The following is an 18,771-nucleotide window of genomic DNA, read 5'->3' on the forward strand; positions in this document are numbered from 1 at the left end:
ATGAGCACCGATCCGTTGCTGCCCGGCTTCGACTACCTGACCCTGCACACCTCCGCCGCGCGCCTCCGCGTCGCCGTGAAGGGCAGCGGCCCGCCGCTGCTGCTGTTGCATGGCTATCCGCAGACACACCTGGCCTGGCACCGCATCGCTCCGCGCCTGGCCGAGGACTACAGCGTGGTCCTCGCCGACCTGCGTGGCTACGGCGAATCGCGGGCGCTGGACGAGGAGGGCGCCGACTATTCCAAGGCCGCGCTGGCCCGCGACCAACTGGAAACGATGGGCCAGCTCGGCTTCGAACGCTTCGCGGTGATCGGCCACGACCGCGGCGCGCGGGTCGGCTATCGCCTGGCGCTGGACCATCCGCAGGCGGTCGCGGCCTTCGTCTCGCTGACCGTGGTGCCGATCCTCGACAACTGGGCGGCGGTGAACAAGGCCTTCGCCCTCAACGCCTACCACTGGTTCCTCCTCGCCCAGCCGTACGACCTGCCGGAGCGCCTGATCGGCGCCGATCCGGAGCACTTCCTCGACTACACCCTGCGACGCATGGCCCAGGGCCGCGACATCTACCACCCGCAGGCGCTGGCAAGCTACCGCCGGGCGTTCCGCGACCCCGCCGTGCGCCATGCGATGTGCGAGGACTACCGGGCCGCGGTGGGCGTCGATGCCGACGCCGACCAGGCCGATCGCGACGCCGGCCGGCGCCTGCAATGCCCGGTCCAGGTGCTCTGGCAGGAGCGCCCCTACGCCGCCGGGCAGCATCCGCTGGAAATCTGGAAGACCTGGGCCGGGCAGGTCGAGGGCGCCGCCATCGGCGCCAGCCACATGCTCCCCGAAGACGCGCCGGACGCGGTGCTGGAGCACCTGCTGGGGTTTCTCGCCAGCCACCGGGAGGCGCTCCGATGAGCGCCGTCGAACGCGATCCGGCGGCGCAGGCGACGCTCTGGCGACAGCGGGTGTTCGAGGTGCACGCGGCGATGTCCGCCTACCTCGCCGAGCGCCATCGGCGTGAAGACCTGGGGGACTGGGTGGCGACCAGCGCGCGGATATTCGCCGATCTGCCGGCGACCGACGACCTGCGCGCCGAAGCCTGGCAGGCGGTGTTCTTCCGCGCCCAGGCGCTGATCGAACAGTTCATCGTCGCGCGCCCGGCGGATTACCGGCTCGACGACTGGGCGCGCGCCACCGCGCGCATCTATCGCGCGCTGGAACCGGCGGGGCGGGGCGATCCGGCCAGCGCCGCCGACCGTCTGGCACGCCAGGCCGCGCTCTACGGTTCGCGTTTCGAGGTGCAGGCCGAGGCTGGCGGGCGCGCGGTATTCCACAACCGTCACTGCGCGATCTGGGACTACCGCGAGCGCGCCCGCGCCCGAGGCGTGCCGATCACCCTGGAGTCGGCCTGCACCTATTGCACCAAGCTGCTGTCGGCGTTCGTCGCCGCCAGCGATTGCCACGCCGACTGGCGGCTCTACGAAGAGCCGCAAGGCCACGGCTGCGTATGGACCATCACGGCGGACAGCCTCAACCAAGGAGCAGGCGTACATGAACGCGATCATTGAACAGGCGCGCAGCCTGGACGGCTACCAGGATTCCAGCGAACTGCTGCAACGTCGCGACCAGGACTGGGTGCTCGACCGCGCCGGCATCGAGCCGCGCAGCCTGCTCGATCTCGGCTGCGGCATCGGCTCGCTGCTGCTCGGCGCCTCCCGGCGCTGGCCCGGCCTGCAACGGTTGTGGGGCATCGAGCGTTCGCCTCTGCGCCTGGAGCAGGCGCGCGCGCAGTTGCGCGGGGCTGGCGTCGAGGCGCGTCTGCTGGAGGGCGACCTGCTCGACCTGCCGCCGCTGGCGGAACGCTTCGAGCTGATCAGCATGACCGCCGTGCTGCACTGGCTGTATCCCGATGAAGAGCGGCTGTTCCGGTGGGTCGCGCGGCACCTTGAGGCGCAGGGGGTATTCCTGTTCACCTCGCACCATCCGTTCGCCGAGGATGGCCTCGGCGGCGAGGACGACCTGGTCGCCCAGGCCCTGGTCGAGATGGGCCTGGCCGCGCCGGAACGGGTGGCGGCGCTCTACGCGGAAGCCGGGCTGCTGCCGATGGGCACCCGCACCCGTGGCCGGGAGGCGTTGCGCGAACGCGTCGAACGACACTTCCGGGTCGACTCCATCGTCTCCCGCCCGGCGGTCCTGCGTGTCGCCGACTCCGCCGAGTACCAGCGTTTCCACGCCGCCACCTTCGGCACCTATTTCGCACCGCTGGTGCCGGCGACGCGCCTGGAGGAATTCTTCGTCCGCCTCGGGCGGATCGCCGAGCGGCGCATGCAGGCCGACGGACAGGTCAGCGAAATCCCGGTCAGCGTCTGGCGCTGCCGGGGGCGGGAGGGCGAGGCATAACCTTATGCGCAATCGGTCTGCCGCGCGGCTGAAAATCGGTACGGGCAATTGCACTCGGTGGCATCCGCAACCGCTCAAGGATGAACCGACCATGCCCAACCCGCGTTCGCCACGTCTTCGACTCGTCCCCGTGCTCTGCGCGGTCGGCCTGGCCTGCCTCGGCCAGCCCGGCGAGTCGGCGGCAGAGGAGGTCCGCGCCACCAGCCGCGCCGAGATCCAGCGCTTCGACATCCCGGCCGGCGAACTGGCCCAGGTGCTGCTGAGCATCGTCCGCCAGAGTCGCACCCCGATCGCCTTCGACCAGCACCTGGTGGAGGGCCTGCCGGCACCGGCGATCCAGGGCTCCTACAGCGTCGAGCAGGCGCTGCAGCGGGCCTTGCAGGGCAGCGGCCTGGAATACAGCCGCAGCGCCGCCGGGGTGCTCAGCCTGCAACGCGCCACGGCGCCGGATGCCGCGCTGCCGGCGGCGAAGCCCGCCGGGACCCTGGCCACGGTGGTGGTCACCGGCACCCGCAAGGCCGATGTCAAGGCCGGCGAGAGCCTGGCACCGATCGATGTGGTCAGCGCCGAGCAATTGCGCGACAGTGGCAGCGGCGACCTGCGCGACGCCCTGGTGCGCCTGCTGCCCTCGCTGTCGCGCCAGGCCCAGGCCTACAACGCTTCGGCGCTGACCAACGCGCAGTCGCTGCGCGGCCTGAGTCCCAACCACGTGCTGGTGCTGGTGAACGGCAAGCGCCGCCACGAGACCGCCAATATCAATGTCAGCGGCGGGCTGCAGAGCGGCTCCACCGGGGTCGACCTGGACACCATCCCGCTCGCCGCCATCGAGCGCATCGAGGTGCTGCGCGACGGCGCCTCGGCGCAGTACGGTTCGGACGCCATCGCCGGGGTGATCAACGTCATCCTCAAGTCGGCCGACCACGGCGGCCGGCTCGCCTACGACAACGGTCGCTACGGCGATGGCGACGGCCTGACCCAGAACGGCGGGGTGAATGGCGGCCTGCGTTTCGGCGAGAGCGGTTTCCTCAACCTCAGCGCGCAGTTCCGCGAGCAGGCGCGGACCATCCGCGCAGGCATCGACCAGCGCACCGGGCGCTACGGCAACCCGTCCATCGGCGACCCTTCGCTGCACCGCCAGGCGCTGGCCTACAACGCCGGCGTGGCGCTGGACGACAACGTCGAGCTGTACAGCTTCGCCACCTATACCCATCGCTCGGTGTCCTCGGCGCAGATCTACCAGTTGCCGTCCTTGGCGCCGCGGCTCTATCCGAACGGCTTCACCCCGCGCATCACCAGCGACGAGGACGACTATTCGCTGACCCTCGGCGCCCGTGGCGGCGAGCTGTTCGGCGCCTGGGACTGGGACCTCAGCTCGACCTACGGCGCCGACCGCCCGGAGATCGGCATGGACCACTCGATCAACCTCGCCCTCTACGGCGTGACCGGCGATTCGCCGCGCTCCTTCGACCTGGCGCGCTACAAGGCCACCCAGTGGACCAATAATCTCGACCTGCGCCGCGACTTCGACCTCGCCTGGCTGCCGGCGCCGCTGAATTTCTCCTGGGGCCTGGAGCAGCGCCGCGAACTCTACGAGGTCGAGGCCGGCGATCCCTGGTCCTACTACAACGGCGGTTCCAAGGCGCTCCCCGGGCAGGCGCCGGCCAGCGCCGGACAGTGGAGCCGCGACGTGCTCGGCGCCTATCTCGACCTGTCCACCGCCCTCGGCGAGGGTTGGCAACTGGAGACGGCGGCGCGCTACGAGCACTACAGCGACTTCGGCAGCACCACCAACGGCAAGCTCGCCAGCCGCTACCGCTTCAGCCCCGAGGTATCGGCGCGGGCCAGTCTCAGCAGCGGCTTCCGCGCGCCGTCGCTGGCCCAGGAGAACTACACCAGCCTGGGCGTCTCGCCGACCATCGCCAGCGGCCTGCTGGCGGTCAACTCGCCGGCGGCCAGGCTGCTCGGCGCCGAGGACCTGGAGCCGGAAAAGTCGATCAGCTACAACCTCGGCCTGGTGCTCGATCCCTTGCCGGACCTGAACCTGGCCATCGACGCCTATCGCATCGAGATCCGCGACCGCATCGTCGACGGTGCCACCTATTCCGGACAGCCGGCGATCGATGCGCTGCGCGCCGGCGGGATCAGCATCCCGGCCGGACTGACCCAGGTCAGCACCCACTACATGACCAACGGCGCCGACACCCGTACCCACGGCCTCGACCTCACCGCCAGCTACCTCACCCGGCTCGGCGAGTGGGGCCGGATCGACTGGCGCCTGGGCGCCAACGTCAATCGCACGAAGCTGGTCAGGAACCATCGCGGGCGCAACGGCCAGCCGCTGCTCAACGGCCAGCAGCAGGCCTGGATCACCAGTTCCACGCCGCGCAGCCAGGTCAGCCTGCAGGCCGACTGGAGCTACCGGCGCTGGGGCCTGACCCTGCGCGAAACGCGCTACAGCAAGACGGTTTCCGAACTGGACTACTACACCGGCGAGCACGCCTATTCGACCACGGTCTTCAACCGCTTCGAGAACTCGCCCAAGTACATCACCGACGTTGCCCTGCGCTATGCGGCGAGCCGCAACCTGACCCTGAGCGCCGGGGCCAACAATCTGTTCGACGTGAAGCCCGACAAGCTGCCGGCCGAGAGCGCCTACCTCGGCTTCAACCAGTACGACACCTATGCCTCGCAGATCAGCTTCAACGGCGCCTTCTACTACCTCGGCGCGGCCTACACCTTCTAAGGAGGACGAACCATGAGCATCGAACTGCGCGGCGGCGTGCGCGCCTCCGCGGTCATCGGCGACAGTGCCTTCGCCCGCCAGGCCGCGCGTTTCCTGCCGGACACCCGCAGTCGCGCGGTGAGCGCCTTCGACATCCAGCAGAAGGCCCGCCTGGAAGAGGCGGACGGCCTCGACGGCGCGCTGTTCACCGTTTCCGCTGCCTGGCCCGACCCCTGGCTGGTCGCCGGCTGGGCTTTGGCCGCGGCGCCGCGCCTGCGCGCCACCGTCGCGCACCGACCGGGGAGCGCCCAGCCGACCGTTGCCGCGCGCGCCCTGGCCACTCTCGACGGCCTGTCCAACGGGCGCGCCGGCGTACACCTGGTGATCGGCTCCAGCGACGCCGACGTGCGCCGCGACGGCGACTTCGCCGACAAGGACGAACGCTACCGGCGCGCCGTGGAGTACCTGGAGGTCTTCACCCGCGCCCTGGAAAGCCGCGACCCCTTCGACTACCACGGCGAGTTCTACCGGCTGGAGGACGCCGGCAGCGGCTTCCTGCCGATCCAGCGGCCGCGCCCGCCGCTATCCGTTGGCGGCTCCTCGGCGCAGGCACAACGCCTGGCGGTGCGCTTCGCCGACGTCTACGCCGGCCACTTCGCCAGCCCCACGCAGACCGCGGAGCTCAAGCGCAGGCTGAACGAGGAGGCGGCGGAGCAGGGCCGGCGGCTGAAGTTCTGGAAGCACTTCCAGGTGATCCTCGGCGACAGTCCGGCGGCGGCCCGGGACATCGCCGAGCACTACCGCCAGGCCGCCTTCGAACTGCTTCTGGCACGGCCCCTCGACGAACTGGCGGCATCGCCGCAGGTCGCCCGCGACGGCGAGCGCGACCGGCTCGCCCGGCTGGAGCCGGAGGCCTTGCGCGAATGGGTGGCGAATACCGTGCAGCGCAGCTTCGCCGGGGTGCTGGTGGGCAGCGTCGGCGAGCTGGCGGAACAGATCCTGGCCTTTCATCGCGCCGGCATCGAGATCGTCCAGCTCGAGGCCACCACCGAGAACGCCGAGGACATCCGCTTGCGCCGCCAACTGATCGAGCGTCTGAGGCGCGACGCATGAGCGGCGTCGCCCGCGAGGCCATGGAGGACGTCGCGCCGGCGGCGCCTGGCGTCGGCGAGTTCGGCGTGGCCAGTTGTGGGGTGCTGCTGGCCTCGGTAGTGGGGGTGATCTTCGGCCCCACCGGGCTGGTGATCAGCAGCTTTTCGCTGTTCATCGAGCCGATCGCCGCCGACCTGGACTGGGACCGTGGCCAGTCGGCACTGCCGGTGACCCTGCTGGGCCTGGCGGTAGCCCTGAGCAGCCCGCTGAAGGGCTGGCTGGTGGATCGCTGGGGCGCGCGCGCCCTGGTCCTGCCGCTGACCGCCGCGCTGGCCCTGTGCCTGGCCAGCCTGGCGCTGGCGCGCAGCGGCTGGCAGCTATACCTGCTGTTCGCGCTGCTCGGCCTGCTGACGCCGGGCAACATTCCCTATGCGCGGATTCTCGGCGGCTGGTTCGAGCGTCGTCGCGGCGCAGCCTACGGCATCCTCGGACTCGGCTTCGGCGTCGGCGGGCCACTGGCGCTGTACCTGGGCAGCGCCTGCATCGACGCCTTCGGCTGGCGTGCCACCTTCCTCGTCTATGGCCTGCTCGAAGGCCTGCTGGCGCTGCCACTGCTCTACGCGTTGTTCCGCGAGCGGCCCGGCGACCTGCCGCAGGCGCGGCGCCCGCCAGCCGGCGCGCTGCCCGGAGCGACGCCAGGCCAGGCCTGGCGCTCGGCGGACTTCTGGCTGATCGTCGGCAACCTGATCCTCGGCGTGTTCGCCGTCACCGGCGTGATGGTGCATGGCGTGCCGCTGTTGCAGGAGCACGGCCTGTCGCGGGAGGTCGCCACCGACGTGCTGGCGGCGCTGTGGGTCGGCATGATCGTTTCGCAACCGGCGCTGGGCTACCTGCTGGACCGCTACGACACCCCGCGCATCGCCTTGCCGTTCGCCCTGCTGGCGGCGCTCGGGCTGCTGCTCCTGCTCCTCGGCGGACCGCCGGCGCTACTCTGGGGCGCGGTGTTCCTGATCGGCCTGGGCGCCGGCGGCGAGACCGGCACCACCCAGTACTTCGTCAGCCGCTACTTCGGCCTGCGCCATTTCAGCGTGATCTATGGCTCGATCCAGCCCTTCACCTTCGCCATCGCCATCAGCCTGGGGTCCTGGCTGCTGGGTTACTTCTACGACCGCGCGGGCTCCTACGCGGGCTCGACGCTGGTCCTGCTCGGCGCGTTCGGCGCGGCGGCAGGGCTGCTGGTCATGCTCGGGCGCTATCGCTACGCCATCGACGGGGAGGCACGCAGCCATGGGCGAGACTGAACGGAGCAGGGCGGAGGTCGGCGTCTGGCTGCTGGCCGGACTGGCCTTCGTGGTCGGCACGGTGGAACTGGTGGTGGCCGGGGTGCTCGACGAACTGGCCGCCAGTTTCGCCGTCAGCCAGGGCCGGGCCGGGTTGCTGATGAGCCTGTACGCGCTGGTCTATGCGCTGCTCGGCCCGCTGCTGGTCTACCTCAGCGCCGGTATCGAGCGCCGCCGCCTGCTGGCCGGCGCGCTGCTGGCGTTCATCGGCGCCAACCTGGCCAGCGCCGCCGCGCCGAGCTTCGCCCTGTTGCTGGCGAGCCGGCTGCTGGTGGCGGCCAGCGCCTCGGTCATCGTGGTGGTGGCGATCACCCTGGCGGTGGCCATTGTCGCGCCGGAACGGCGCGGCCGGGCGATCGGTCTGGTGTTCGCCGGCATCGTCGCCTCGCTGGTGCTGGGCGTACCGCTGGGCACCCTGATCGGCGAGTTCTGGGGCTGGCGTAGCCTGTTCCTGCTGCTCGCCGGGGTCGCGTTGCTCGGCCTGCCGCTGCTCCTGCGCCTGCTGCCGGCCATCCCCGGCGCGCCCGGCATCGCCCCGGCGGAGCAACTGCGGGCGCTGGCCCGGGGCCGGGTGCCGTTCGCCCACCTGGCATCGCTGTTGCAGATGACCGGCCAGTTCACCGTCTACACCTACATCGTGCCGTTCCTGGTCGGCAGCATGGCCCTCGACAAACCGACCATCAGCCTGGTCCTGCTGGTCTACGGGGGCGGCGGCATCCTCGGCGCGCTGCTCGGCGGACGTGCCGCCGACCGCTGGCCGGGGCCGGCCACCTTCGTCGCCTTCCTGCTCCTGCATGCACTGGCCCTGGTCCTGCTGCCGTTCGCCACCGGCGGCCTGCCGCTGCTGCTGGGCGCGGTGGTGTTCTGGTGCGTGTTCAACATGGCGCCGGGGCCGGCGATCCAGAAATACCTGGTGGAACTCAGCCCGGACACCGCGGCGATCCAGATCAGCCTCAACACCAGCGCGATCCAGCTCGGCGTGGCCCTGGGCGCCTTCATCGGCGCGATCCTGGTGGACCAGGTGGCGGTGCGCGCGCTCCCCTGGTGGGGCGCCGCGCTGATCCTCGGCGCCGCCGCCTGCGGCTGGCTGTCCGCGCAGCGGCCGGCGGCGGGCACGGCGGACTGCCGGGAGCGCCTCGATTGATTCCCTACCGCGCGCCACGGGAACAGCCCCGGGCGCCGTTCCTCAACCTCCAGGCTCACTACCGCTATCCGTGGCGTGGCCTGCCAGCAGCGAACGCTTACCATGGATAGCCAAGGCTCCATCAAGAACACCCTGATCGCCCAGTTGTTCCAGCAGAACTACGACTGGCTGTGCAAGAAGCTGTCCTACCAGACCGGCTGTAGCCACAGCGCCGAAGACCTCGCCGCCGAGGCCTTCCTGCAGGTCTGGATGCTCCCCGACCCGGCGTCGATCCGCTCGCCGCGGGCGTTCCTCGCGACCATCGCGCAACGCCTGATGTACGAGAGCTGGCGGCGCAAGGACCTGGAGCGCGCCTACCTGCAGATCCTCGCCGAGGCGCCGGAGGCGGTGCAGCCGTCGCCTCACGAGCAGTGGATGCTGATCGAGAGCCTGCAAGCCATCGATCGCCTGCTCGACGGCCTGTCCGGGCAGGCCAGGGCAGTGTTCCTGATGAGCCAGTTGGAAGGCCTGACCTACGTGCAGATCGGCGAACGCCTCGGATTGTCCCTGGGGCGCATCCACCAGTTGATGAAGGATGCCTTGCACTGCTGCTACCGGGGATTCCAGGAATGAGCGAGAAGCCGGAACGGCAACGCATCGTCGAGGAGGCCATCGAATGGATGGTGCGCCTGCAATCCGGCGACTTCAGCGCCGCCGAGGGCGATGCCCTGGAACGCTGGAAGGCGCTGTCGAGCGAGCATGCCGAGGTGTTCCGGCAACTGCTTGGCAGCCTCGCGCCGCTACAGGACTCGCCCTGGCGCGGCCAGCCGAGCGCTACCGTGCTGCGCGCCCTGGAGCAGCCGTCGAGCCGCCGGCGCTTCGTCGGCGGCGCCCTCGGGCTGTTCGTCCTGCTCGCCGGCGGCGCCGGCCTGGAGCGCTGGGTCCAGGCCGGCATGGGCCTGCCCGGCGAACTGGCGACCGGCACCGGCGAGCGCCGCGACTGGTTGCTGGCCGACGGCAGCCGCCTGCGCCTGAACGCGCGGAGCAAGGCGCGACCGCTGCTCGACGGCGCCCAGCGGCGCCTGGAGCTGCGGCGCGGCGCGATGCGCCTGGAAGTGAAGGAGGACCCGCGCGGCGCCTTCGCCCTCGACTGCGCCGCCGGACGGGTGGACTGCGCCAGCGGCAGCCTGCTGCTTGCCGAGGAGCGCGGGGCGATCCGCCTGGTGACCCTGCGCGGCAGCGCGCGGCTGACCACCGGCGAGGGACGCCAACTGGTGGTGGCGGCACGACGTAGCCTGCTGTTCGATGCCGGCGGCCTGCTCGAACAGGGCCCGATGCAGGCCGGAGAGGATGCCTGGGCCAGCGGCTGGCTGGAGGTCCACGACCGTTCCCTGGCCTGGGTCGCGGAGGCCTTCCGGCCCTATCTGCCAGGCATCCTCCAGCTCGACGCGGAGATCGCCGGCAACCGCGTCAGCGGTCTGTTCCCGCTGGACGACATGCACACGTCCCTGGACATGCTCGGGCGCAGCCTGCCGATCCGCGTGCTGCGCTACAGCGACTACTGGATCAGCCTGCGCCCCGCCTGACTCATTCGTCGAAGAACAGCAGGCAACGCAGTTCGATACTCTGCCGCGGCGGCGCATCGGCCGGGGTGCAGGGATCGTCGAAGGCGGTGTGCGCGCCGAGGCGGGCCTGCGCGTCCTCCCGCGAATCGTAGATCTTCAGCAGCAGCGCTTCCTCCGGCAGCAGGTGCGGGTAGTAGTACCAGCGGTGCTCCGGGTTGGGCTTGACCGAGTAGGTTTCGCCCACCTTGTCGCGGTACACCAGGTCACTGGCCACCAGGTCGTCGAACGCCAGGCTGCGGGCGTCCAGCAACGCCAGCGGCGCGCGCTGCGCCGGGTGGCCGAACGGACGCCACAGGTTGACGATCTGGAAGCGTCCGGCCAGGCGCCGTTCGGCGCGTTCCGCCGGCAGGTGGTCGCGGACCCGGCGCGGCGCCGAGCGCAGGGTCTGGTCGTTGTGCACGTAGCGCACCGGTTCGCGCAGGCCGCGTTCTTCGCGCCCGGCTTGGTCGACGCGCAGCGTGTGGTCGAAGATCACCGCCTCGGCGGCGCCGGTCAGGCGGCGGAGCAGGGCGATGCTTTCCGGGTAGTAGCGTTCACGAACCTGGGCTTCATCCTCGAAATCGCCCACCGCGCTCGCCTCGCGCACCAGTTGGAAACCCTCGCGCTCCAGGCTGGCCGGTTGCGCCAGCAGACGCGCATTGCGGATCGCCACCCGGGTCGGCTGCAACAGCGCGCTGCGCTGCGGCGTCCCGGCGGGGGCCGGATAGGTGTAGGCGACGGGTCGCTCGCCGCTGTCGCGGATATAGTTGACCTCGGCCTCGACCCGCTCAGGCGCGTGCGCCGGCCATGCGTGTTGCTGGCAACCCATGTGTCGTTCTCCCGTTGCCGGCGCGCAGCCGGATGCCGCGCGAGAAGGCCCCAATCTAGCCAGAAGCCGGCCGCGACAGAACGACCGTTAACGACTAGTCCCCTGCGATTCCGGAATATGCTCGGCGCTGGCCCCGCCGGGGGGGACTCCTCAGTCGCGCCCGGGGCCGGCCAGGGCCTGCAGGCGTTCCACCGCGGTTTCGGCGAGCGGGGTGGCGCGTCGGCTGAAGCTATCGATCAGGACGATCACCGTTTCCGCTCGCGCCGCGCAGCGGCCGTCCTGGAACAAGCCCTGTTCGAGACGGAACGAACTGCGCCCCACCGAGAGCACCCGGGAGCCGATCTGCACCGTGCCCGGCCAGCGCAGCTCGCCGCGCAGGTCCAGTTCCAGGCGAGCGATCACGCATTCGCTGCCGGGCCTGGCGAGGGCGATCTCCGGATCGTAGATGATCTCCACCCGCCCGGTCTCGAGGAAGGTCGCGAACACCGCGTTGTTCACGTGGCCCTGGCGGTCGGTATCGGCGTAGCGGATCTTGTCCGAGGAATGGATGGGGAAATCCTTCAGTTCGGGTTCACTGGACATCGTCTGCTCCATGCGCTGGGAAAGTGGCCAGGGGGGCCGTGCGGGCCAGTCCGTCGAAGGCGTCGAGCAGGCGCTCGCGCCAGGCGTACAGCGGCTCGTTCGCCGCCAGCAGATCCTCGGGGTGGATGCAGCGGGCCCACATGAACATGCCGAACACGCAATAGTCGGCGTAGGCCGCGCGCTCCCCGGCGAGGAACGGCTGGCTTTTGAGCGCCTGGCGTAACGGTGCGAGTACCTGGTGCAACTGCCCGAGGTGACGCTCGCGCGGCTGCCCCAGAGTCTCCAGGCTAGCCCCGAAATGCGCTTCGCGGGTGCTGCGGAAGTATTCGCGGTCGGCGCTGTCCAGTTGGCCGTAGACCTCCAGCAGGATCAGTGGCGCGATGGCCGGCAGGAGGGCGCCATCGGCCCAGCGGTTGACGAAGCCGGCCAGCGCCAGTGCCGCCTCGCCGCCGAACAGCGAGGGTCGTTCGGGATAGGCTCGTTCCAGGTGCAGGGCGATGCGCCAGGAGTCGCTGATCGGTTGCTCTCCGTCGACCAGCAGCGGCACCGCGCCCTGGCCGGAAAAAGCGATCCGTGGCTTGTCGCTGAAGCGCCAGGCGATGCGCTGGCTGTCGAGGCCCTTGTGCGCCAGGGCCATGCGGGTCTTCCAGCAATGCGGGCTGAAACGCAGGCGAGGATCGGCGCCGGCCAGTTCGTAGAGAGTCAGGTTCGGGGCGTTCATGGGTGTCGGTCGTCCGCGATGTGGGTGGCAGGGAGTCGCCGGGGCCGCGCTAGGCGCGGCTGGGACGGATATCCATGGGCTCGCTCTGGCGCCGCGATCAGCGGTGGCCGACCAGGATCGAGTCGCGCTTGCCACGCTTGCGCAGGTAGGCGTACTCGATGTCGTTGAGGATCATCTGCGCCCGGTTGAGGTGACGCGAGGCGTAGTTGATGCTGGTCAGGAAGTGCGCCAGTTCCTCGGTTTCGGCGAAGTTGCCCTGGTCATGGGCGATTTTCTCGCGGTCGAGGTTCGGCCGCGTGCCGAGACGTTCCAGGTAGTGCGTGTCGATCACCCGAAACGCCGCGCCGATGCTCAGGCCACGGGCGTTGAGCACCTTGTGCCATTCGAAGGGCGGGTTGATCAGGACGTCGCCGGGTTCGACGTAGACCACGTCGCTCTCGTAGTCGCCGCCAGGGGCCTCGCGGCCGCTGCTGGTCTCGAAGAGCAGGTGGTAGTCGCGGAACTGGTCGCCCAGTTGCGGCGGACGGGTGCTCCATTTCTTGGTGCCGGCGATCATCACGAAGATGTTCAGGGTCGGGAAGATGTGCCAGTCGCTGCCCACCGCGCCGCGCGCCGGCTCGCCGTACTCCTGGGTGCTGTGGCCGAGGAACATGTGGCCGGTGACCTGCCAGCCGTCGACATCGAACCAGGAAGAGCCGAAAACCTCGCGCTTGACCTGGTTGAAGGCGTCCTTGCCCCATGGGTAGGGGTCGTTGTAGCTGGAGGAGATAGTGCCCAGGTGGGAATAGACGTCGAGCTTGCGCTCGAAGATGTCGTCGAGGAACTCCCGCCCGGTACCGACGCGGCCGGTGACGTAGTTGTAGTCGGAGGTGCCGTCCTCGGCGCGCATGGAAACCGGCGCTTCGCCGGCCTTCACCCGCCATTGCAGGGTCTTGTCGGCGCCGACCTCGTCGAAGAAGGCGCGTTGCGCCAGGCGTTCGCTGATCGGCGCGAGCTTGCGGAGGAGGGCGGGCTTGCTGAAGTTCTCGGTGAAGCGTTCGGCGTTGTCGCGGCTGAGCACGCCCTGGTGCTCGGAGGGTTCGACGACATTGATGTAGCCATACTGGATGCGACTGTTCGAAACCATCTGATTGCTCCCGTTTTTCCTTGGAAAAATAAGGAGGAAACCGCCCCGCCAAAGCAGGCGGGACTGCGCAGCTGACTCCGGCTATCCATGCCCTTTGCGTACATTTCAGCGGAAAGAACCCGGCCGCCATCCGCTCGGACATGGCCCACGACAGCGCTCGATCGGATATGATTGACAACACTGTCAAGTTTGACAGTGTTGTTATCTTTGACATCCATGTCAACAATTCTATGAGAGTCGTCCGTCATGGCTGGTGTACGGCAGTTCGATGAAGAAAAGCTCCTCGCGGCGGTACTCGAGGTGTTCTGGAACAAAGGCTGGCAGGCCACCTCGATGGCCGACCTGGCCGAGGCCGCGGAGGTCCAGCGCGGTTCGCTCTACCATGCGTACGGCGGCAAGGAAGAGCTCTTCCTGCTGGCCTTCGATCTCTACGCCCGCGGTTTCCTCGACAAGGCGGCGCGGGCCTTGCGTGGAACGGACGCGCGCAGCGCGCTGCTGGCATTCCTCGACGCGGCGATCGGCAACATGACCAGCGGCGACCCGCCGCGCGGTTGCCTGACCACCAAGACCGCCGCCGAGTCGGTGGCCACCGGGCCGCGCATCCAGCAACGCCTGCGCGACCTGCTGGCGGAGCTGCGCGGGATCATCGTCGAGGCCTTGTCGGCGGAGCCGCTGCGCGCCGGACTGGCGCTGCCGCCGGAAGAGGCCGCCGAACTGCTGCTGATCTTCACCCGCGGACTGGCGGTGATCGAACGCATCTATCACGATCCGCAACGCCTGCGGCGCAGTGCCATGGCCCTGGTCAGCATATTGACCTCGCCGGCCTGAGCGGGCGTTTCAGGCCCCGTCGCCGCGCGCAAGCCGCTGGCGATACTGGCGCGGCGTCATGCCCTTCCAGCGCCTGAAGGCGTGGATGAAGTTGGACACCTCGCCGTAGCCGAGGCGCTCGGCGATCTCCTCCAGGCGGATCGCGCCGGTGGCCAGCAGCTCTTCGGCGAGGGCCTGGCGCACCTCGTCGAGCAACAGGCGGTAGCTGCTGCCCTCGTCGTCCAGGCGGCGACGCAGGGTACGCACGGTGAGGTGCAGTTCCATGGCCAGGGTCTGCATGTCCGGCAAGTGGCCGGGCGTCCTCAGCAAGCGGTCGCGGATGCGTCCGGCCAGACCGCCGCGCACCTGGCGGCGGGCGAGCAGGGCGCGGCACTGCTCCTCGCAGGCGCGCGCCACCTCTGGATTGGCGCCGGGCAGCGGGAGGTCGAGGAAGCGCCGTTCGAAGACCACCCGGTTGTCCGCCTGGCCGAACGCCGGGCACAGGCCCAGCTCGCGCACGTAGGGCGCGGGATCGGCGGGCGGTGGGCGGCGGAAGCCGGCGCGGAGGATCGGCAGGCGCTGCCCGGTGAGGTCGCGCTGGATGCGCAGCACGCCACCGGCGTCGCGTTCGAGGAGGAAAATCCGCAGGTCCTCGGGAATGCCGGCGTCGTCGAGCACCAGGTGCGCTTCGTCGTCGTGTACCTCCAGGCGGATGCCATGGAAGGCGAAGGTCAGGTCGAGGTAGCGCAGGCCCAGTTGCGCGGCGCTGAGGAAGGTCGGGCTGCTGAGCAGGGCGAAGCCCCAGATGCCGTAGGCGTTGAGGTGATAGCGCAGGCCTGCCGCCAGGCCCGGCGCGCAGGCGTCGCCCAGGTGCCGGACCAGGTTGCGCACGACGCTCAGTTCCTGGGCCGCGTCGATTTCCCCGGAGGGATCGCCGAGCAGGCGGATATCCAGGCCGCTACCTGCCAGGCACTGCTCCAGGCCGAGGCCGCGGTCGATGCCGAACTGGATCAGCAGGTGCGCGCTGATGGCGCTGCGGCGGGGAGACCAGGGCGGAGTGGGCATGGTGGCGTCCGAGGTTGACCGAAAATCACAACTTTATGTCCGGCCCGGCCATAACGCCAGTCGCCCCGGCGAACTAGGATGCTGCCATCCGCCGCTGGGCGGAATCGCGCCGGACGGCGTGGCAAGCAACAAACGGGAGCACAACAATGCACAACGAGTCCCGCCCTGAAGCCCCCTTGCGGGTGCTGGTGGTCGGCGCCGGCTTCGCCGGTCTCGGCCTGGCGATCCGCCTGCGACAGGCAGGCATCGACGATTATCTGGTGCTGGAAAAGGCCGCCGATGTCGGCGGTTGCTGGCGGGAAAACCGCTACCCGGGCGCCGCCTGCGACGTCCCCTCGCATCTTTATTCGTTTTCCTTCGAGCCGAAGGCCGACTGGTCGCGCAAGTTCGCCCCGCAGGCGGAAATCCTCGACTACCTGCGGCATTGCGCGGACAAGTACCGTCTGCGCGGGAAGATCCGTTTCCACTGCGAGGTGGAGGAGGCCCGCTTCGACGCCGGCAGCGGCGAATGGCAGGTGCGCTGCGCCGACGGCCAGACGCTGCGCGCACGGGCCCTGGTCTGCGCCACCGGCCAGTTGAGCCGGCCGCTGCTGCCGCGCCTGCCCGGCCTGGAGCGCTTCCAGGGTCCGGCGTTCCACTCGGCGAACTGGGACGCCGAGGTCGAGCTGGCCGGCAAGCGGGTCGCGGTGATCGGCACCGGAGCCAGCGCCATCCAGTTCGTCCCGCGGATCGCCCCGCAGGTGCAACGCCTGTCGCTGTTCCAGCGCAGCGCGCCCTACGTGATCGCCAAGCCGGACCGCACCTACGCCGACTGGGAACGCCGCCTGAAGGCGCGCTGGCCGTGGCTGCAACGTCTGGATCGGGGGCTCAAGTACCTGCACCACGAATCGCGGATGCTCGCCTTCGCGACCTTCCCGGCGCTGATGAAGGTGATGCGGCTGAGCTTCCATCGTCACCTGCACCGGCAGATCGCCGATCCGCAACTGCGCGCGCGGCTGGTTCCCGACTACCCTCTGGGTTGCAAGCGCATCCTGATCAGCAACGACTATTACCCGGCGCTGGCCAGGAGCAATGTCGAACTGGTCGACACGGGCATTCGCGAAGTCACCGAAGACGCCGTGGTTGGCCGTGACGGCCGCCGGCACGAGGTCGACGCGATCATCTTCGGTACCGGCTTCGCCGCCACCGAGTTCCTCGCCCCGATGCGCATCCTCGGCCTCGACGGACGCGACCTGCGGCAGGCCTGGGCGGATGGCGCGGAAGCCTACAAGGGCATCAGCGTCAGCGGCTTCCCCAACCTGTTCATCCTTTACGGGCCGAACACCAACCTCGGTCACAACTCCATCGTCTACATGCTGGAAAGCCAGTTCCCCTACGTGCTCGGCTGCCTGCGCCAGCTCCAGGCGCAGGGCTTGCGCTACCTCGACGTGAAGCCCGAGGTCCAGCGGCGCTTCAACCTGGAGGTGCAACAGGGGTTGCGCCATACCGTCTGGGAGCGTGGCTGCGACAGCTGGTACAAGACTGCCGCCGGCAAGAACACCAACAACTGGCCGGGCTACACCTTCGTCTATCGCTGGCGTACGCGCCGGCCGGAGCTTGCCGACTATGACCTGGCCCGCTGAAGCGCCCCTGTCCTCGCCGCCGCAACGCCTGCGCGCCGGTCTCCTGCGCGGCTGCCTGCGCCTGTTGTTCCGCGGGCTGGTCCGTCCGCCCATGCCGGTGGCGCTGCAACGCGGCGTGCTGCGCGGGCTGAGCCTGGCGACGCTGGGCGCCGGCGGCGTCGTTCGCGAGCGCCGCAGCCTCGCCGGCGTGCCCTGCGAGTGGTTGCGGCCGCGCGGGGTGGAGGCGCGGCGCCGGGTGCTCTACCTGCACGGCGGCGCCTACCTGATCGGCTCGCCGGCGACCCACCGGGCGATCACCACGCACCTGGCCCGGCGCTGCGCCGCCGAGGTTTGCGCGGTGGACTACCGGCGTGCCCCGGAACATCCGTTCCCCGCCGCCCGCGACGACGCCCTGGCGGTCTACCTGGCATTGCTGGAGGCCGGCCATTCGCCGCGCCGACTGCTGCTCGCCGGTGACTCGGCGGGCGGCCACCTGGCGCTGTCCCTGGCCCTGGAGCTGAAGGCGCGCGGCTTGCCGTTGCCGGCCGGGTTGCTGCTGTTCTCGCCCTGGACCGACCTCAGCTGCCAGCGCCTGCACACGCCGGAGGCCGGCGACCCGCTGCTGTCGCGGGCCTGGCTGGAAAGCGCGGTGCGCCTGCTGCTGCCGGCCGACGCGGAGCCAGGCTCGGCCGCCCTGTCGCCGCTGCATGCCGACCTGGCGGGGCTGCCGCCGCTGCTGGTACAGGTCGGCGAGGACGAACTGCTGCGCGACGACAGCCTGCGCCTGGCGCAACGGGCCGGTGAGCAGGGCGTCGCGGTGCGATTGCAGCGCTACGCCGGTTGCTGGCACGTGTTCCAGGCCCATGCCGGCGTGCTGGCCAGCGCCGACCGGGCGTTGGACGAGGCGGCGGCGTTCGTCGTCGAATGCAGCGCGGAGGGCGGCCAGTGCAGAACATCCTGATCAGCGGTGCCGCCTCCGGGATCGGCGCCGCCAGCGCGCGGCTGTTCCACCGCCGGGGCTGGCGGGTCGGTTTGCTGGACATCGATGCCGAGGCGTTGCGCGGCTTGGCCGCGGAACTGCCGGGCGCCTGGCAGCGTGCCGTGGACGTCAGCGAGCCCGACGCGGTCGGCGAGGCGCTTGCGCAGTTCTGTGCCGATGGCCGCCTGCGCCTGCTGTTCAACTGCGCCGGCATCCTGCGTTTCGGCCGCTTCGAAGAGGTCGCCCTGGAGGACCACGCGCGGTTGCTGGCGATCAACCTGCAAGGCGTCCTCAACTGCTGTCACGCGGCCTTTCCGTTCCTGCGCGCGACGCCGCAGGCGCAGGTACTCAACATGGGCTCGGCATCGGGGCTTTATGGCGTACCGGAGATGGCCGTCTACTCGGCTTCGAAGTTCGCCGTGCGCGGGCTCACCGAGGCGCTGGAGCTGGAATGGCGCCGCCACGGGATTCGCGTCGCCGACCTGATGCCGCCGTTCGTCCGCACGCCGATGGTCGCCGGGCAGACCTACCGACCGCCGGTGTTGCGTCGCCTGGGGCTGAGACTGGACGCCGAGGATATCGCCGAGGCGGCCTGGCGGCAGGCGCACAGCCGGCGGGTGCACCGGCCGGTGGGCGGGTTGTTCACGGCGCTGTACTGGGCTGGGCAGTTGTCTCCGCCGTGGGTGAACCGGGCGGTGATGGCGTGGTTGTCGCGGGACGAATAGGCACTTGCGTTTATCCGCCGCTTATCCGGGGTATTGGCGGATACCGCCTGTGGCGGTATTCGCCCTA

At 70.0% G+C, this 18,771-nt stretch carries 18 protein-coding genes; 13 read left to right on the top strand and 5 right to left on the bottom strand.

The genetic code is table 11. The features are described from left to right. The 9 genes from HMPREF2924_RS33045 to HMPREF2924_RS33085 all read left to right on the top strand — a co-directional run bounded on the left by HMPREF2924_RS33045 (position 1) and on the right by HMPREF2924_RS33085 (position 10,251). Positions 1–903 (top strand): alpha/beta fold hydrolase, encoded by a 903-nt coding sequence (locus tag HMPREF2924_RS33045; RefSeq protein WP_003088786.1) that lies wholly within the window; start codon positions 1–3, stop codon positions 901–903. Further along, on the top strand, positions 900–1,556 hold the full coding sequence (locus tag HMPREF2924_RS33050) for a hypothetical protein (RefSeq protein ID WP_003128649.1): 657 nt from the start codon (positions 900–902) through the stop codon (positions 1,554–1,556). Before HMPREF2924_RS33045 ends, HMPREF2924_RS33050 begins: the two co-directional genes overlap by 4 nt. Next, a complete protein-coding gene (locus tag HMPREF2924_RS33055; RefSeq protein WP_003128648.1) occupies positions 1,540–2,388 on the top strand; it encodes a class I SAM-dependent methyltransferase in 849 nt (282 codons plus the stop codon). The genes HMPREF2924_RS33050 and HMPREF2924_RS33055 overlap by 17 nt, the downstream gene beginning before the upstream one ends. 91 nt (positions 2,389–2,479) lie before the next feature. Then, positions 2,480–5,131, top strand: coding sequence for a TonB-dependent receptor (locus HMPREF2924_RS33060; protein WP_003128647.1), 2,652 nt, complete (start codon positions 2,480–2,482; stop codon positions 5,129–5,131). A gap of 12 nt (positions 5,132–5,143) precedes the next feature. After that, entirely contained in the window at positions 5,144–6,223 is a 1,080-nt protein-coding gene (locus HMPREF2924_RS33065) for an LLM class flavin-dependent oxidoreductase (RefSeq protein ID WP_023094750.1), read from the top strand. Next, on the top strand, positions 6,220–7,503 hold the full coding sequence (locus tag HMPREF2924_RS33070; RefSeq protein ID WP_003128631.1) for an MFS transporter: 1,284 nt from the start codon (positions 6,220–6,222) through the stop codon (positions 7,501–7,503). Before HMPREF2924_RS33065 ends, HMPREF2924_RS33070 begins: the two co-directional genes overlap by 4 nt. Beyond that, positions 7,490–8,686: an MFS transporter gene (locus HMPREF2924_RS33075; protein ID WP_003121674.1), complete on the top strand. Its 1,197-nt coding sequence runs from the start codon at positions 7,490–7,492 to the stop codon at positions 8,684–8,686. The genes HMPREF2924_RS33070 and HMPREF2924_RS33075 overlap by 14 nt, the downstream gene beginning before the upstream one ends. A gap of 102 nt (positions 8,687–8,788) precedes the next feature. Beyond that, a complete protein-coding gene (locus tag HMPREF2924_RS33080) occupies positions 8,789–9,298 on the top strand; it encodes a sigma-70 family RNA polymerase sigma factor (protein ID WP_003107976.1) in 510 nt (169 codons plus the stop codon). Continuing rightward, positions 9,295–10,251 carry a FecR family protein gene (locus HMPREF2924_RS33085; protein WP_003128629.1) on the top strand — a complete coding sequence of 319 codons (957 nt, stop codon included), beginning with the start codon at positions 9,295–9,297 and terminating at the stop codon, positions 10,249–10,251. The genes HMPREF2924_RS33080 and HMPREF2924_RS33085 overlap by 4 nt, the downstream gene beginning before the upstream one ends. A 1-nt stretch (position 10,252) precedes the next feature. Here the strand turns inward: HMPREF2924_RS33085 and HMPREF2924_RS33090 are convergent, their stop codons facing one another. From HMPREF2924_RS33090 to HMPREF2924_RS33105, 4 genes are all read right to left on the bottom strand, one after another. Further along, a complete protein-coding gene (locus tag HMPREF2924_RS33090) occupies positions 10,253–11,098 on the bottom strand; it encodes a CmcJ/NvfI family oxidoreductase (protein WP_003128627.1) in 846 nt (281 codons plus the stop codon). A gap of 150 nt (positions 11,099–11,248) precedes the next feature. Beyond that, positions 11,249–11,680 (bottom strand): acyl-CoA thioesterase, encoded by a 432-nt coding sequence (locus HMPREF2924_RS33095; protein ID WP_023094749.1) that lies wholly within the window; start codon positions 11,678–11,680, stop codon positions 11,249–11,251. After that, entirely contained in the window at positions 11,670–12,401 is a 732-nt protein-coding gene (locus HMPREF2924_RS33100; RefSeq protein WP_003128622.1) for a glutathione S-transferase family protein, read from the bottom strand. Before HMPREF2924_RS33100 ends, HMPREF2924_RS33095 begins: the two co-directional genes overlap by 11 nt. Positions 12,402–12,498: 97 nt before the next feature. Beyond that, entirely contained in the window at positions 12,499–13,527 is a 1,029-nt protein-coding gene (locus HMPREF2924_RS33105) for a cupin domain-containing protein (protein ID WP_003128620.1), read from the bottom strand. Between the two features lie 246 nt (positions 13,528–13,773). Here HMPREF2924_RS33105 and HMPREF2924_RS33110 point away from each other — a divergent pair, with 246 nt between their 5' ends. Then, complete coding sequence (locus tag HMPREF2924_RS33110) at positions 13,774–14,355, top strand: TetR/AcrR family transcriptional regulator (protein WP_003128618.1); 582 nt, start codon at positions 13,774–13,776, stop codon at positions 14,353–14,355. Between the two features lie 9 nt (positions 14,356–14,364). On the opposite strand, the gene HMPREF2924_RS33115 is transcribed toward HMPREF2924_RS33110, so the two are convergent. Continuing rightward, positions 14,365–15,399, bottom strand: coding sequence for an AraC family transcriptional regulator (locus HMPREF2924_RS33115; RefSeq protein ID WP_003128616.1), 1,035 nt, complete (start codon positions 15,397–15,399; stop codon positions 14,365–14,367). 146 nt (positions 15,400–15,545) lie between these two features. Here HMPREF2924_RS33115 and HMPREF2924_RS33120 point away from each other — a divergent pair, with 146 nt between their 5' ends. The 3 genes from HMPREF2924_RS33120 to HMPREF2924_RS33130 are packed head-to-tail and all read left to right on the top strand — an operon-like array spanning position 15,546 to position 18,704. Next, positions 15,546–17,021, top strand: a complete 1,476-nt coding sequence (locus HMPREF2924_RS33120; protein WP_003128613.1) for a flavin-containing monooxygenase — start codon at positions 15,546–15,548, stop codon at positions 17,019–17,021. Continuing rightward, positions 17,005–17,961, top strand: a complete 957-nt coding sequence (locus HMPREF2924_RS33125; protein ID WP_003128611.1) for an alpha/beta hydrolase — start codon at positions 17,005–17,007, stop codon at positions 17,959–17,961. The genes HMPREF2924_RS33120 and HMPREF2924_RS33125 overlap by 17 nt, the downstream gene beginning before the upstream one ends. Next, a complete protein-coding gene (locus HMPREF2924_RS33130; protein WP_003128610.1) occupies positions 17,946–18,704 on the top strand; it encodes an SDR family oxidoreductase in 759 nt (252 codons plus the stop codon). The genes HMPREF2924_RS33125 and HMPREF2924_RS33130 overlap by 16 nt, the downstream gene beginning before the upstream one ends. Positions 18,705–18,771: the final 67 nt, after the last annotated feature.

This window comes from Pseudomonas sp. HMSC063H08, assembly GCF_001813645.1.
Classification (GTDB): Bacteria; Pseudomonadota; Gammaproteobacteria; order Pseudomonadales; family Pseudomonadaceae; genus Pseudomonas; species Pseudomonas aeruginosa.

Excerpts from the sequence above, each read along its gene's own strand:
- HMPREF2924_RS33075 (WP_003121674.1), top strand. The coding sequence starts at position 7,490 with ATGGGCGAGACTGAACGGAGCAGGGCGGAGGTCGGCGTCTGGCTGCTG.
- HMPREF2924_RS33090 (WP_003128627.1), bottom strand. The coding sequence starts at position 11,098 with ATGGGTTGCCAGCAACACGCATGGCCGGCGCACGCGCCTGAGCGGGTC.
- HMPREF2924_RS33120 (WP_003128613.1), top strand. The coding sequence starts at position 15,546 with ATGCACAACGAGTCCCGCCCTGAAGCCCCCTTGCGGGTGCTGGTGGTC.
- HMPREF2924_RS33105 (WP_003128620.1), bottom strand. The coding sequence starts at position 13,527 with ATGGTTTCGAACAGTCGCATCCAGTATGGCTACATCAATGTCGTCGAA.
- HMPREF2924_RS33050 (WP_003128649.1), top strand. The coding sequence starts at position 900 with ATGAGCGCCGTCGAACGCGATCCGGCGGCGCAGGCGACGCTCTGGCGA.
- HMPREF2924_RS33095 (WP_023094749.1), bottom strand. The coding sequence starts at position 11,680 with ATGTCCAGTGAACCCGAACTGAAGGATTTCCCCATCCATTCCTCGGAC.
- HMPREF2924_RS33125 (WP_003128611.1), top strand. The coding sequence starts at position 17,005 with ATGACCTGGCCCGCTGAAGCGCCCCTGTCCTCGCCGCCGCAACGCCTG.
- HMPREF2924_RS33100 (WP_003128622.1), bottom strand. The coding sequence starts at position 12,401 with ATGAACGCCCCGAACCTGACTCTCTACGAACTGGCCGGCGCCGATCCT.
- HMPREF2924_RS33065 (WP_023094750.1), top strand. The coding sequence starts at position 5,144 with ATGAGCATCGAACTGCGCGGCGGCGTGCGCGCCTCCGCGGTCATCGGC.
- HMPREF2924_RS33085 (WP_003128629.1), top strand. The coding sequence starts at position 9,295 with ATGAGCGAGAAGCCGGAACGGCAACGCATCGTCGAGGAGGCCATCGAA.
- HMPREF2924_RS33110 (WP_003128618.1), top strand. The coding sequence starts at position 13,774 with ATGGCTGGTGTACGGCAGTTCGATGAAGAAAAGCTCCTCGCGGCGGTA.
- HMPREF2924_RS33045 (WP_003088786.1), top strand. The coding sequence starts at position 1 with ATGAGCACCGATCCGTTGCTGCCCGGCTTCGACTACCTGACCCTGCAC.
- HMPREF2924_RS33070 (WP_003128631.1), top strand. The coding sequence starts at position 6,220 with ATGAGCGGCGTCGCCCGCGAGGCCATGGAGGACGTCGCGCCGGCGGCG.
- HMPREF2924_RS33055 (WP_003128648.1), top strand. The coding sequence starts at position 1,540 with ATGAACGCGATCATTGAACAGGCGCGCAGCCTGGACGGCTACCAGGAT.
- HMPREF2924_RS33060 (WP_003128647.1), top strand. The coding sequence starts at position 2,480 with ATGCCCAACCCGCGTTCGCCACGTCTTCGACTCGTCCCCGTGCTCTGC.
- HMPREF2924_RS33115 (WP_003128616.1), bottom strand. The coding sequence starts at position 15,399 with ATGCCCACTCCGCCCTGGTCTCCCCGCCGCAGCGCCATCAGCGCGCAC.
- HMPREF2924_RS33080 (WP_003107976.1), top strand. The coding sequence starts at position 8,789 with ATGGATAGCCAAGGCTCCATCAAGAACACCCTGATCGCCCAGTTGTTC.